This window comes from Streptomyces sp. NPDC056296, from assembly GCF_042268605.1.
GTDB lineage: Bacteria > Actinomycetota > Actinomycetes > Streptomycetales > Streptomycetaceae > Streptomyces.
The window spans coordinates 74398-88401 of record NZ_JBHJRX010000008.1 but is presented as its reverse complement, the minus strand read 5'-3'; the positions used below and the strand labels follow the sequence as shown (position 1 = coordinate 88401).

Below are 14004 nucleotides of genomic sequence, written 5' to 3'. Positions count from 1 at the left end.
GATGGATCATTGGGCGGAACTGCGGAATTCCGCCGATCCTGCCACTGTATGCAAGCGTGCGGGACACCGGTGGAGTTCCCGGACCTCGTACGCCGAGAGCGAGAACGGGGTTGGCGGCCCGAGCCGCCCGACCGGGGCGAGGGCTCGGGACGAGGGCGTACCCTGCGGGCAGCGCCGGGCCGGGCAGCCCGTGACGGGTCCTGGTCGGTCGCTGTCAGTGCCGCAGTCCACAATGGACCGCGTCAGATCACCGTTCACGCTTCAGCAAGGAGCCGGCAGCGATGGCCCGCCGTAGTACGAAGACCCCGCCGCCCGACGACTCGTACGAGGAGAAGATCCTCGACATCGACGTCGTCGACGAGATGCAGGGCTCCTTCCTCGAGTACGCGTACTCGGTCATCTACTCCCGGGCGCTGCCGGACGCCCGCGACGGCCTCAAGCCGGTGCACCGCCGCATCGTCTACCAGATGAACGAGATGGGCCTGCGGCCCGAGCGCAGCTACGTGAAGTGCGCCCGCGTCGTCGGCGAGGTCATGGGCAAGCTGCACCCGCACGGCGACGCGTCGATCTACGACGCCCTGGTGCGCATGGCCCAGCCGTTCTCCATGCGCGTCCCCCTGGTCGACGGCCACGGCAACTTCGGCTCCCTGGGCAACGACGACCCGCCGGCCGCCATGCGGTACACCGAGTGCCGGATGGCCGAGGCAGCCGGCCTGATGACGGAGTCCATCGACGAGGACACCGTCGACTTCGGCCCCAACTACGACGGCCAGGAGCGGGAGCCGGTGGCGCTGCCCGCCGCCTTCCCGAACCTGCTGGTCAACGGCGCCTCCGGCATCGCGGTCGGCATGGCCACGAACATGCCCCCGCACAATCTGCGCGAGGTCATCGCGGCCGCCCGGCACCTGATCCGGCACCCGAACGCCGACCTCGAAGCTTTGATGAAGCACGTTCCGGGCCCCGACCTGCCCACCGGCGGCCGGATCGTCGGTCTGCCCGGCATCCGGGACGCCTACGAGACGGGCCGCGGCACCTTCAAGATCCGGGCGACCGTCGCCGTCGACACGGTGACGGCCCGCCGCAAGGGGCTCGTCGTGACCGAGCTGCCCTTCGCGGTCGGCCCGGAGAAGGTGATCGCCAAGATCAAGGACCTGGTCGGCTCGAAGAAGCTCCAGGGCATCGCCGACGTCAAGGACCTCACCGACCGCGAACACGGGCTGCGCCTGGTCATCGAGATCAAGAACGGCTTCGTGCCCGAGGCGGTCCTGGAACAGCTCTACAAGCTGACGCCGATGGAGGAGTCCTTCGGCATCAACAACGTCGCCCTGGTGGACGGCCAGCCGCTCACGCTGGGCCTCAAGGAGCTGCTGGAGGTCTACCTCGACCACCGCTTCAACGTCGTACGGCGCCGCAGCGAGTTCCGCCGGAGCAAGAAGCGTGACCGTCTGCACCTGGTCGAGGGCCTGCTCACCGCCCTGGTCGACATCGACGAGGTCATCCGCCTCATCCGCTCCAGCGAGAACTCCGCACAGGCCAAGCAGCGCCTGATGGAGCACTTCTCGCTCAGCGACGTCCAGACCCAGTACATCCTGGACACGCCGCTGCGCCGGCTCACCAAGTTCGACCGCATCGAGCTGGAGTCGGAGAAGGAGCGGCTGAACGCGGAGATCGAGGAGCTGACCCGGATCCTCGACTCGGACGCGGAGCTGCGCAAGCTGGTCTCGACCGAACTGGCCGCGGTGGCCAAGAAGTTCGGCACCGACCGCCGTACGATGCTGCTGGAGTCGTCCGGCGCCCCGGTCGCCGTCGTTCCGCTCCAGGTCGCGGACGATCCGTGCCGGGTGCTGCTGTCCTCGACGGGCCTGCTGGCCCGCACCGCGAACGCCGACCCCCTCGTCACGGAGGCCGGCGCCAAGCGCGTCAAGCACGACCTGATCGTCTCGGCGGTGCCGGCCACGGCACGCGGCGAGGTGGGCGTGGTGACGTCGGCCGGGCGCCTGCTGCGGGTGAACGTCGTGGATCTGCCCCAGCTGCCGGAGCCCATGCCGACGCCGAACCTGTCGGGTGGCGCGCCGCTGGCGGAGTTCGTGACCCTGGAGGACGACGAGGCGGTCGTCTGCCTGACCACGCTGGACGAGTCCTCGCCCGGCCTGGCGCTCGGTACGGAACAGGGTGTCGTCAAGCGTGTGGTGCCCGACTACCCGTCCCACAAGGACGAGTTGGAGGTCATCGCCCTCAGGGAGGGCGACCGGATCGTCGGCGGCGCCGAGCTGCGCACCGGCGACGAGGACCTGGTCTTCGTCACGGACGACGCGCAGCTGCTGCGCTACCAGGCCTCGCAGGTCCGCCCGCAGGGCCGTCCGGCGGGCGGTGTGGCGGGCGTCAAGCTCGCCGACGGCGCGAAGGTCATCTCCTTCACGGCGGTGGACCCGGCCGCGGAGGCGGTGGTGTTCACGGTCGCCGGTTCGCGCGGCACGCTGGACGACTCCGTTCAGACCACGGCCAAGCTCACGCCGTTCGACCAGTATCCGCGCAAGGGCCGCGCCACAGGCGGCGTGCGCTGCCAGCGGTTCCTCAAGGGCGAGGACTGCCTGGCCTTCGCCTGGGTGGGCGCCACCCCGGCACTCGCCGCGCAGAAGAACGGCACCCCCGCCCAGCTCCCGGACATCGACCCGCGCCGCGACGGCTCGGGCGTGTCGCTGCCGAAGGCGGTGTCGGTGGTGGCGGGACCGGCCGTCTAGGACCCGTCCTGGGAACCGGGCGGCGGTTCATCGCCGCCGGGTTCCTCGGCGTCGGGCTCCTCGCCGTCGGGGCCCGGTACGTAGCGCAGGACGCCCCACATGCCGTGCTCGTCGGCCCGTGGGGCGTCGGCGTCCTCGCGGCACGCGTCGAGTTCCTCGCCGAGGGCCGGCGCGTCGATGCCGGAGCCGATGAGCACGAGCTGGGTGCGGCGGGCGTCGGCGGGCGCCCAGGGCTCCGGGTAGAAGCGCAGGAAGCGCCCCACGGCGTGGACGGCGTACCGGTTCTGCGTGTCGTACGGGCCGAAGTCGACGTACCCCTTGATCCGGTACAGGCCCTCCGGACGGCTGTCGAGGAACCTCATGAGCCGGCGCGGGTCGAGCGGGAGGTCGGAGACGAACGACAGGGTGTCGTAGGCGGCGTGCAGATGCTCGGCGTGTGCGCCGCCCCTGGAGTAGTCGTGCAGGTCGTCGAAGGCCAGCTGCCCCACGCGCTCCTCGCTCGGTCGGCAGTCGTAGAGGAACTCGGGGTCGATACGGCCGTAGCTCGCGGGCACGACGGCGGCGCGGTCGCCGAGCGACCGTACGAGCGTGAGCACCCGCTCGGCGTCCGGGGCCCGGTCGGTCTTGTTGACCACGACCAGGTCCGCCAGCGCCAGGTGCCGGTCGATCTCGGGATGCTTGGCGCGCGTGTCGTCGAACTCCGCGGCGTCGACGACCTCGACGAGTCCGCCGTAGACGACCCCGGGCTGCTCGCTGGCGAGGAGCATGCGCACGAGTTCCTGTGGCTCGGCGAGACCGCTGGCCTCGATCACGATGACGTCGACGCCGGCGTCGGGGCGGGCTAGCCGCTCCAGGTAACCGTCCAGTTCACTCGCGTCGACGGCACAGCACAGGCACCCGTTGCCGAGTGACACGCTGGAGTCGCCGAGTGCGCCGGCGACGGCCATCGCGTCGATCTCGATCGAGCCGAAGTCATTGACGATGGCACCGATACGGCTGCCGCCGCTGCGGTGCAGGAGATGGTTGAGGAGTGTGGTCTTTCCGGAGCCGAGGAATCCGGCGAGTACGACGACCGGGATCTGCTGCGGAGTCGGGCGATGCCCCACCGTGCGACCTCTCTCTCACCTACGCGTACGCCGGCCCGCGGCGGGGCGTACACCCACGTACGGAACTGCCTGATCAGGATACGAGCCGGCGGAGTGCCCGCGGAGTGAACGATTGTTAGCAGCACATGCTGGGCAGACGTTTTGCATGGCGCCGGACCGTGCGACCCTCGCTTCCCTCCGTGCGCCGCCTCTCCGCCTCCCCGCCGGTCAGCGCCGCTCGGCACTCTGGAGGCGGCAGCGCCACGACATCGCTCGCCGGTCCCCGTCAGCCGACCCGCACTCGACGACCGGCGGGCGGTCGCCTGATTCGGGGGTTGACATGGTCACACGGAAGAACATCACGGGGAGGTTCGGCTCCGCCGCGGCCGGCATGCTGCTCGCCACGGGGGTGACGCTGGCCGCGCGCCGGCGAGGGCTGGAAAAGGCCCGTCTGCACGAGCGACAGCTGGAGCTGGAAGAGCTGGCGATCCGGCGCAAGTCGCTGCAGCATCAGCAGCGCATGCACTGGGAGTTGCTGGCCAGGGCGATCGACGACCCCTCCCTGGCCGAGGTCATCGACACGTACGACAAGGGAATCCCGGCGCAGAAGCGACGCCAGTTCTTCTACGCGAACGCGTGGTACGTCAACCTCTACCACCTCTACGAAGCGGGCCTCCTGGATCAGGAGGAGTTGTTCGGGCGCTTGCGTGAGCTCTTCCAGACCCCGCTGATGCGGGAGTACTGGGAGGCCTCGAAGGAGCAGCGGGCGTCGCTCAAGGCGACATCCACCGAGTCACGCATGGGCGGCATGGTGGACGGGCTCATCAGGGATCTGGACGAGGCCGACACGGACGAGTGGTGGGTGGTGGGCACGCCCCCGTCCGTCTGAGGCTCGGGGCTGCGGGTCAATCTCAGGAGGGAAATGGTTCTCACGAGTGTCTTTCGGCCATGCAGTCACACCGGCCCCACCGATCCCAGTAACGTGCTCCCCAGCACAGTGCCCAACCTGTAAGGACCGGTACCCCTTGAAAATCGTGCGCCGCATCGGTGTGCCTCCAAGCTCGCGCGGCAGTACCTCGGGAGCCAGCTGTCCGGACCTCTTCGAGCTGAGCGACGGCAATTTCGCCGTCATCGGCACCGAGGCCACCGAGACCCTGGAGCGCGAACTCCCCGCCGATGCCTCCCGTGCGGGCTATGAACGCATCGTGGTCATCAGCAGGGAGACCCTGATCCGCGCCAAGGCGGACATCCCCGACGCCTGACCTCCCGCGGGCACGCGTCCACCACCCGACCCGTGCCCCGTCACGCCGTCCCGGCCGCACGCAACCGTCCCCCGCGCCGGACCAGCCGTCCGTCGAGCCCTCGGCACCCCGTCCCGCTCGACGGCCCCACCGATGAGGCCTGGCGCCAGAACGGCACCAGGCCGCACGCACTCCTCAGCCCGCCGCAGGCACCCCGACCGGCGCCCCCGGCCCCACATACCGCGCCGCCGGCCGGATGATCTTCGAGTCCCGTGCCTGCTCCAGGATGTTCGCGCTCCAGCCCACCACCCGCGCCGCCGCGAACGTCGGCGTGAACATCTCGCGCGGCAGACCGCACAGTTCCATGACCACGCCCGCGTAGAACTCGACGTTGGTGTGGAGCTCGCGCCCCGGCTTCAGCTCCGCGAGGATCGCCTCGACCTGCCGCTCCACCTCGACGGCGAACTCCACGCGCGGACCGCCGAACCGCCGCGCCACCTCTCGTAGCATCCGGGAGCGCGGGTCCTCCGTGCGGTAGACCGCGTGACCGAACCCCATGATGCGGTCACCCGCGAGCACCCGCTCTCGGATCCAGGTATCGACGCGGTCGGGAGTGCCGATCGCGTCCAGGGTGTCCAGCGCCCGGCTGGGCGCCCCGCCGTGCAGCGGGCCGGACAACGCCGACACCGCCCCGGCGAGGCACGCGGCAACGTCCGCACCCGTCGAGGCGATGACCCGCGCGGTGAAGGTCGACGCGTTGAAGCCGTGATCAACGGTGGAGATCAGGTACTGCTCGATCGCCCGCGTCCGCTGCTCGTCCGGCTCCGTACCGGTCAGCATGTAGAGGTAGTTGGCGGCGAACGACAGATCCTCGCGAGGCTCCACGGGTTCGAGTCCCCGCCCCAACCGGTGCAGCGCGGTGAGCAGTGTCGGTACGGCCGCGGCGGCCACGAGGGTGTCCTGGCGGCGCTCGTCGGCCGACAGGTCGTACACGGGTTTGAAGCCCTGGGCCGCACCGAGCAGCGAGAGGGCCGTGCGCATCCCGGTGAGCGGACCGGAACGTCCACCGGCCGCGGCGACGGCGGGCAGTGCCGTGCGTACCTCGTCGGGGAGCCGACGCAGGGCCGCGGTCTCGGCGGCGAAGGCGGCACCGCGCCCGGCGTCCGGCAGTTCGCCGTGGACCAGGAGGTGCCAGACGTCCTCGAAGCCACGGCTCTGAGCGAGCTCGACGGCCGAGTACTGGCGGTAGTGGTAGAAGCCCTCGAGCCCCCGCACGTCACCGACCTCGGTGTCGGCCACCACGACACCCGCGAGCCCTCGCGGCACGTCGACGAGCGTTGCGGCGGCTGCGGTTCTGTTGACGGACATGATTACCTCCCTGGTCTTGAATTCACTGTCTATAGTTGACTCGCCCTCTGTCAATATTGATTGAATCAATACACAGAACCAATGGGCAGACCAAGGCAACCGTCACGATCGATACGGTGACCCCCATGCGCGATCAAGAGCCCGAGCACCCCGCCGCCGGCGAACGGCGCCTGACCACCAAGGAGGCGGCCGAACTGCTCGGGGTCAAACCCGAGACCGTGTACGCGTACGTCAGCCGCGGCCAGCTCGGCAGCCGACGCTCGCCGGGCGGCCGGGGCAGCACCTTCGACGCGAAGGAGGTGCGGGCGCTCGCCCGGCGCAACCGGCGTGACAGCGGCACCCCTGCGGCCTCCGGCCAGGAGCTGGCCGTACGCACCCGCATCACGCTCATCGAGAGCGACCGGTTCTACTACCGGGGCGTCGACGCCGTCGAACTCGCCATGCGCCACAGTTACGAAGAGGTGGCCGAGTGGCTCTGGACCGGGCGGCTGCGCCCCGGCATCGCCTTCACCGCGCCCGAGACCTCCGTGGCCGTCGCCCGCCGGGCCGTCGACGCGCTGCCCGAGCACGCCGGTCCCACCGACCGGTTGCGCGTGGCCGCCATCGCCGCCGCGGCCGCGGACCCACTCCGCTTCGACCTGTCCGAGGAGGCCGTGCTGGGCACCGCGCGCGTCCTCATCCCCACTCTCGTCGCCGCGCTGCCGCCCGTATTGCGCACCGGCCACGACCAGGGCTCCCTCGCCCATCGCCTGTGGACGCGGCTCAGCGGACGGCCCGCCGACGAGGCGGCGCTGCACGCCCTCGACACGGCGCTCTCCCTGCTCGTCGACCACGACCTGGCCGCCTCCACACTCGCCGTGCGCGTCGCCGCGTCGGCCCGGGCACACGCCTACGCGGCCGTGTCAGCCGGGCTCGGCGTGATCGAGGGCCCACTGCACGGCGCGGCCGGCGGCCTCGCCCACCGGCTGCTGCTGGAGGTGCTCGAACAGGGCAGCGCGGCGCCGGTGGTGGCGGAGGAACTGCGGGCCGGGCGCCGCATCCCGGGACTCGGCCACCGGCTCTACCCCGGCGAGGACCCACGCGCGCGTGCCCTCTTCGCGCTCCTGGACGACATCCCCCGGGCGGCGCCCGCACTCGCGGCGGCCCGTGACTTCCAGGCCACCGCAGCGCGCCACACGCCGCTGAACGCCAACGTCGACCTGGCGCTCGCCGTGCTCACCGCGTCCTGCGGCATGCTCCCCGCAGCAGCCGAGACGATCTTCGCCGTGGCCCGTACGGCGGGCTGGATCGCGCATGCGCTGGAGGAGTACGGGGAGCGCCCCCTGCGTATGCGTCCGAGCGGGCACTACTCGGGTCCGAGGCCGCCACAGCCACTGCCGGAGTAGCGGTTCAGGCGCGGCTGGAAGTCACCGCGGCTCAAGTCAGGTTAGGCTCACCTCTGTGAGTACGTGCTCAACCGTCTCCCGGAACCTCGACGAGCCCGTTTCGGGCACCGCACCCGTCGCGAGGACCTGGTTGCTGCTCGAACAACCCGGCCCGTGGGGCGCCAAGGCGCTCACTTCGAGTCACCTGGACCCCGCGCTGGGGCGCGCCCTGGAGGCGGCGGTGAAGGGTACGGGCGTGCGCATCGCGCTCATCCGCCGGCCCGGGCGCCACGCGGACGCGGACCGTGGCACCCCCGCCGAGCGCCGGGTGTACGCGGCCCACACGGTGCCGGGAAACGTGTGGTTGCACACCACAAGGCTCACCGACCCCCGCCGACTGCTCGGCCTCGATTTCGCCGCGCTCGGCAGGGGCGATCGCCGTACCTTCGACTCGGCCCTCGAAGGCGGTCCCCACCCGGGCGCCCCGCTCGCTCTCGTCTGCACCAACGGCAAGCGCGACCGGTGCTGCGCGCTCCTCGGCAGGCCGCTGGCGGCCGAGCTCGCGGCGTCCGGGGCCGAGGACGTGTGGGAGGTCACCCATCTGGGTGGCCACCGCTTCTCGCCGGCGGTGCTCGTGCTGCCCCACGGATACGCGTACGGCCGGGTCCAGGCCCACACCGTCAAGGAGATCCTGCACGGTGCGGCGCAGGGACGGATCGTCGTCGAGGGCTGCCGCGGGAACTCCGCGTGGGAGCGCCCCGGCCAGGCAGCCGAGCTGGCCGTGCGCGCCACCGTGAACGAGGACGCGGCCCAGGCGCTGAACGTCGTACGGACGGACGGTGCCGCACCGCGCTGGGAGGTGACCCTGGCCCACACCGACGGCCGGCACTGGCGGGTCACCGTCACGCAGGGCGCGTCGGCGCCGGCGCGTCCGGAGAGCTGCGGGGCCTCGGTGCTGGGCTCGCCGGCGCGGATGGAGGTCACGGCGGTGCGCGAACTGTCGGTGACGGCGGCGCTGGCGAGCTGACGTTCCGGTCCCGAGGGCGAGCGGAGCCGGCCCGTAGTGGCAGCGACGGCTCGGGAAACGGCGTGCGAGCCGGGAGAGCGGCCCAAGCCCCCGGAAAGGCAGCTCAAGCGCCCGGGAAGGGGAACGCGGCACAAGCCGCCCGGGGGAACGACGCGAGCCCCCTGGGTGAACAACACGGACGCGGGACGGCGAGGCCCGGCCGAGTCACTCGCTCCGGAGCGCTCGGGAGATCCGCGCCACACCCCGTACGGCATGCCGCCACCTCCCACGTACCGTCATGGGTATGAGCCCCACTCCCCCCGTACGCCGCCTGCGCCTCGGCCTGCCACGGCGGGTGTTCTCGCAGGTGCTGCTGATGCAGCTGGCGATCGCCGCGGGAGTCGCCGTACTCGCGACCGGGCTGTTCCTGGCGCCGCTCAGTGACCAGCTGGACGACCAGGCGATGCGCCGTGCTCTCGCGATCGCGCAGACCACCGCGCAGCAGCCGCAGGTCGTCCAGGACCTGCGGACCACCCGGCCGACGCCGAACGGCCCGGTGCAGCGGGAAACGGAGCGGATCCGGAAGGCCACCGAGGCGGAGTACGTCGTCGTGATGGACCGGCAGGGCGTGCGATGGTCGCACACCGATCCGGACCGGATCGGCGACGTCGTGTCGACCGACCCCGGGCAGGCGCTGGCGGGCCGCGAGATCATGGAGATCGACGACGGCACTCTGGGGCGGTCCGCGCGCGGCAAGGTGCCGCTGCGTGACGGCGACGGCGACGGCGACATCGTCGGCGCGGTCTCGGTCGGCATCGCGTACGACAGCGTCCGGGCCCGGCTGATCCACGCCATCCCCGGGCTGTTCGCATACGCCGGCGGCGCGCTGGCCGTGGGCGCGCTGGCAGCCTGGCTGATCTCGCGCCGGGTCCAGCGCCAGACCCGTGACCTTGCCTTCTCGGACATCGCGGGGCTGCTCGCGGAGCGCGAGGCCATGCTGCACGGCATCCGGGAGGGTGTCGTCGCCCTGGACCGCGGCGGCAGGGTGCGCCTGCTCAACGACGAGGCGCAACGCCTGCTGGGCATCGGCGGCGAGGCCGTCGGCTGCTCCCCCGACGAGGCGCTCGGCGAGGGGCGTACGGCCGACGTCCTGGCCGGCCGGGTGGCCGGAACCGACCTGCTGACCGTCCGCGGCCAGCGGGTCCTGGTCGCCAACCGCATGCCCACGGACGACGGCGGGGCCGTCGCCACCCTGCGTGACCGCACCGAGCTGGAGCAGCTCGGCCGGGAACTGGACTCGACGCGCGGCCTGATCGACGCCCTGCGCGCGCAGGACCACGAGCACGCCAACCGCATGCACACCCTGCTGGGGCTGCTCGAACTGGAGATGTACGACGACGCCGTGGAGTTCGTCGGCGAGGTGGTCGGCGACCACCGGGTCACCGCGGAGCAGATCACCGAGCGGATCCAGGACCCCCTCCTCGCCGCCCTGCTCGTCGGCAAGGCGACCGTCGCGGCCGAACGCGGAGTCGTGCTGTGGGTGTCCGACCGGACGCGACTGCCCGACCGTCTGGTCGACCCCGGAGGGCTCGTCACGGTCGTCGGCAACCTGGTCGACAACGCACTCGACGCCGTCGCGGGCGAGCCGCACGCGCGCGTGGAGGTCGAATTGCGTGCGCGGGGACGTGCCGCCACGCTCCGGGTGCGTGACACCGGGCCCGGAATTCCGGCGGAACACCGTGAGCTGGTGTTCACGGCGGGATGGTCCACCAAGGAGCCGCCGGCGCACCGTCAGCGCGGCATCGGGCTGTCGCTGGTACGCAGGCTGGCCGAGCGACAGGGCGGCAGCGCCATCGTCCGTGAGGCGCACGGCGGGGGCGCGGAGTTCGTCGTCGTCCTGCCCGAGGCACTGACCGAACCGGACCTGGACCCCGCCCTCACAGCCCCCGCCGTCACCATCACCGCCCCCGTGAACACAGCTGCCGAGGAGGAGTCCCGATGATCGAGGTCCTGGTGGTGGACGACGACACGCGGGTCGCGCGGGTCAACGCCGCCTACGTCGAGAAGGTCCCGGGCTTCCACGTCGCCGGCGAGGCCCACAGCGCGCTGGAGGCGCTGCACAGGGTGGAGACGCTGCCCCGCCTGGACCTGATCCTGCTGGACCACTACCTGCCCGACCGGACCGGTCTGGAGGTCGTCCAGGAGATGCGGCGGCGGGGCGTCCAGACCGACGTGATCATGGTGACGGCGGCACGGGACGTGTCGACCGTCCAGGCGGCGATGCGCCAGGGTGCCCTGCAGTACCTGGTCAAGCCGTTCGCGTTCGCCGGGCTGCGCGCCAAGCTCGAGGCGTACGCGGCGCTGCGGCGCACTCTCGACGGCGGTGGTGAGGCGGAGCAGGCGGAGGTCGACCGCATCTTCGGCGCCCTGTCGGCACCGTCGGAGCCGGGGCTGCCCAAGGGGCACTCCCCCACCACCGCCGAGCTGGTACGCCAGTGCCTGATCAAGGCCGACGGGGCGCTCTCCGCCCAGGAGATCGCCGAACGGACCGGGGTGAGCCGCCAGACCGCTCAGCGCTATCTGAAGCTCCTGGAGCGCACGGGGCGGGCCAGGCTGACCCTCAAGTACGGCGACGCCGGCCGTCCGGAGCACCGCTACGAGTGGGCGACCCGCCCCTGAGGAGCGTCGGGCCGATCGCGGCGCCGTCTCCTACACGGCCCCCGCCCCGGTCAGCGACCGCACCTCCGTCTCGGCGTGCTTGGCCTCGTCCGGGACCTCCCGCGAGGTGACCGTGCCGAGCCAGCCCGCGAGGAAGCCCAGCGGGATCGAGACCAGGCCGGGGTTCTGCAGGGGGAAGTACTGGAAGTCGACACCCGGGAACAGCGACTCCGGGCTGCCCGAAACCACGGGAGACAGCAGCACGAGCACCACGGACGGGACGAGGCCGCCGTAGACGGACCACACGGCGCCGCGCGTGGTGAAGCCGCGCCAGAACAGCGAATAGAGCAGCACCGGCAGGTTTGCGGACGCGGCGACGGCGAAGGCGAGGCCCACCAGGAAGGCGACGTTGAGGTCGCGGGCGAGCAGGCCGAGAGCGATCGCCACGGCGCCGATACCGACGGCTGCGATACGCGCCACGGCGACCTCGCTGCGCGGCTTCGCGTCGCGGCGCCGCAGGGACGCGTACAGGTCGTGGGCCACGGACGCCGAGGAGGCCAGGGTGATACCGGCGACCACCGCGAGGATGGTGGCGAACGCGACGGCGGCGACGACCGCGAACAGAACCGTTCCCCCGGTGGACCCCGCGCCGCCGCCCAGATCGAGGGCCAGCAACGGGACCGCCGTGTTCCCGGCGGCGTTCGACGCTCGTACCGCACCCGGTCCGACCAGGGCGGCGGCACCGAACCCGAGCACGATCGTCATCAGGTAGAAGCCGCCGATGAGGCCGATCGACCAGACGACTGACCGCCTCGCGGCCCGGGCCGTGGGCACGGTGTAGAAGCGGGACAGGATGTGCGGCAGCCCGGCCGTGCCCAGTACCAGGGCGAGCCCCAGGCTGATGAAGTCGAAGCGCGAGGTCCAGTCCCCGCCGTACGCCAGCCCGGGCGCCAGGAACGCCTCGCCGTGACCGCTGCGTTCGGCCGCCGTGCGCAGCAGCCGGTCGAAGTCGCCGTGGAAGCGCACCAGGACGAGCGCGGTCAGTGCCACGGTGCCGCCGAGCAGCAGCACTGCCTTCACGATCTGGATCCAGGTGGTGGCCCGCATCCCTCCGAGCGACACGTAGATCACCATGAGGGCGCCGACGCCGATGACCGTCCAGGTCCGCGCCGTCTCGGTCGTACCGCCGAGCAGCAGTGCGACCAGACTGCCCGCGCCCACCATCTGGGCCACCAGATACATGACGGACACGGTGACCGAGGAGGTTCCGGCCGCGATCCGAACCGGTCGCTCCCGCATCCGTGCCGCCACGACGTCGGCGAGGGTGTACCTCCCGCAGTTGCGCACCAGTTCGGCGACGAGGAACAGCACGACGAGCCAGGCGACCAGGAAGCCCACCGAGTACAGCATGCCGTCGTAGCCGTAGAGCGCGATGAGCCCCGAGATGCCGAGGAAGGAAGCGGCCGACATGTAGTCGCCGGCGATGGCGAAACCATTTTCCATCGGGGAGAACAGGCGCCCTCCGGCGTAGAACTCCTCCGCCGAGCCCTGCCTTCTGCGGCTCACCCACGTGGTGATCGCCAGGGTGACGGCGACGAATGTGCTGAACAGCAGCAGCGCCAGCGTCTGGTGGTCGCCCGTCACGACGCACCGCCTCGCACTCCGCGCGTCAGTTCCTGGGTGTCCCAGCGCAGTTCGAGCGCGGCCCGGTCCCTGCGCAGCCGGGCGTGCCGGGCGTACGCCCAGGTGAGAAGGAACGTGGTGAGGAACTGCCCGAGTCCGGCGACCATCGCCACGTTCACCGCTCCGGCCACCGGCCGGGCCATCAGCGCGGGCGCCGTCGTGGCGGCCACCACATAGGCGACGTACCACGTGAAGAAGGCGGCCACCGCCGGCACCACGAACCGCCGGTACCGGCTGCGGACCTCCTGGAAGGCCTCGCTGCGCTGCACCTCCAGGTACACGTCGGCCGCGCCCCTGGGCGGCTCTCCCACCGGTTCCCGGCGCGTCGAGGGCAGCGCGGGCTCGGGTACCACCGTGCCGGCCGACTCGCCCCAGCCGGAGGCGAGGGCGTCGTACCACGGGTCGTCGTACCCCGGACTCGAAGGCACCTCGGCGGAGGCGCCGTCCGGGGCGTCGCGGTGGTCGACCCCGCTTTCGGGACCACCCCGGACACCGCTGAGGCGGTCGTTGCTTGGCTGCATGCCCAAGGATGGACAGAACGGGAAGATCCCCGACTCTTCTTCCCCTCGCGCTTCACCCCATCAGGTGACTGTGCCCCGTGGTGGCCGCACGAGCTCCTTCCCGTGCGCATGACGCACCGCCTCCCGGACATCGTGTCTCCGTGAGCGGGACCGGAGAGATCGGGACGGGAGAGACGTCGTGAGACGTGGGCAGGGCCTCGCGGACCGAGCCGGGGCCGGGGTGTTGCCGAACCCAGACCCCCCCCCCCCTTCCCCCCCCCCCCCCCCCCCCCCCCCCCCCCTCCCCCCCCCCCCCCCCCCCCCCCGCCCCCCCCCCCCCCCCCCCCAACTATCTTCC

At 71.7% G+C, this 14004-nt stretch carries 11 protein-coding genes; 7 read left to right on the top strand and 4 right to left on the bottom strand.

Going from position 1 to position 14004, the window contains the following annotated elements; translation table 11 throughout:
* Window positions 1-281: 281 nt before the first annotated feature.
* Complete coding sequence (locus tag ACFCZF_RS07820) at window positions 282-2741, top strand: DNA topoisomerase (ATP-hydrolyzing) subunit A (RefSeq protein WP_376670906.1); 2460 nt, start codon at window positions 282-284, stop codon at window positions 2739-2741.
* Here ACFCZF_RS07820 and ACFCZF_RS07815 read toward each other — a convergent pair.
* Complete coding sequence (locus tag ACFCZF_RS07815; RefSeq protein ID WP_376670905.1) at window positions 2738-3847, bottom strand: CobW family GTP-binding protein; 1110 nt, start codon at window positions 3845-3847, stop codon at window positions 2738-2740. The two genes, ACFCZF_RS07820 and ACFCZF_RS07815, sit on opposite strands and share 4 nt — an antisense overlap.
* Window positions 3848-4166: 319 nt before the next feature.
* Between ACFCZF_RS07815 and ACFCZF_RS07810 the strand changes: the two genes are divergently transcribed.
* Complete coding sequence (locus tag ACFCZF_RS07810) at window positions 4167-4715, top strand: DUF6082 family protein (protein WP_375924839.1); 549 nt, start codon at window positions 4167-4169, stop codon at window positions 4713-4715.
* Between the two features lie 136 nt (window positions 4716-4851).
* On the top strand, window positions 4852-5088 hold the full coding sequence (locus ACFCZF_RS07805; RefSeq protein ID WP_121749648.1) for a hypothetical protein: 237 nt from the start codon (window positions 4852-4854) through the stop codon (window positions 5086-5088).
* Window positions 5089-5262: 174 nt separating this feature from the next.
* Here ACFCZF_RS07805 and ACFCZF_RS07800 read toward each other — a convergent pair whose 3' ends face one another.
* Window positions 5263-6435 carry a citrate synthase/methylcitrate synthase gene (locus tag ACFCZF_RS07800; protein WP_376670904.1) on the bottom strand — a complete coding sequence of 391 codons (1173 nt, stop codon included), beginning with the start codon at window positions 6433-6435 and terminating at the stop codon, window positions 5263-5265.
* Window positions 6436-6560: 125 nt separating this feature from the next.
* On the opposite strand from ACFCZF_RS07800, the gene ACFCZF_RS07795 reads away from it, so the two are divergent.
* The 4 genes from ACFCZF_RS07795 (at window position 6561) to ACFCZF_RS07780 (ending at window position 11484) form a co-directional block, all read left to right on the top strand.
* On the top strand, window positions 6561-7820 hold the full coding sequence (locus ACFCZF_RS07795) for a citrate synthase (protein WP_376670903.1): 1260 nt from the start codon (window positions 6561-6563) through the stop codon (window positions 7818-7820).
* A 55-nt stretch (window positions 7821-7875) separates the two neighbouring features.
* Window positions 7876-8826: a sucrase ferredoxin gene (locus ACFCZF_RS07790; protein ID WP_375924845.1), complete on the top strand. Its 951-nt coding sequence runs from the start codon at window positions 7876-7878 to the stop codon at window positions 8824-8826.
* 283 nt (window positions 8827-9109) lie between these two features.
* Window positions 9110-10807: an ATP-binding protein gene (locus ACFCZF_RS07785; protein WP_376670902.1), complete on the top strand. Its 1698-nt coding sequence runs from the start codon at window positions 9110-9112 to the stop codon at window positions 10805-10807.
* Window positions 10804-11484 carry a response regulator gene (locus ACFCZF_RS07780; protein WP_376670901.1) on the top strand — a complete coding sequence of 227 codons (681 nt, stop codon included), beginning with the start codon at window positions 10804-10806 and terminating at the stop codon, window positions 11482-11484. The genes ACFCZF_RS07785 and ACFCZF_RS07780 overlap by 4 nt, the downstream gene beginning before the upstream one ends.
* Window positions 11485-11514: 30 nt before the next feature.
* Here the strand turns inward: ACFCZF_RS07780 and ACFCZF_RS07775 are convergent, their stop codons facing one another.
* Window positions 11515-13107, bottom strand: coding sequence for a cation acetate symporter (locus tag ACFCZF_RS07775; RefSeq protein ID WP_376670900.1), 1593 nt, complete (start codon window positions 13105-13107; stop codon window positions 11515-11517).
* Complete coding sequence (locus ACFCZF_RS07770; RefSeq protein ID WP_376670899.1) at window positions 13104-13667, bottom strand: DUF485 domain-containing protein; 564 nt, start codon at window positions 13665-13667, stop codon at window positions 13104-13106. Before ACFCZF_RS07770 ends, ACFCZF_RS07775 begins: the two co-directional genes overlap by 4 nt.
* Window positions 13668-14004: the final 337 nt, after the last annotated feature.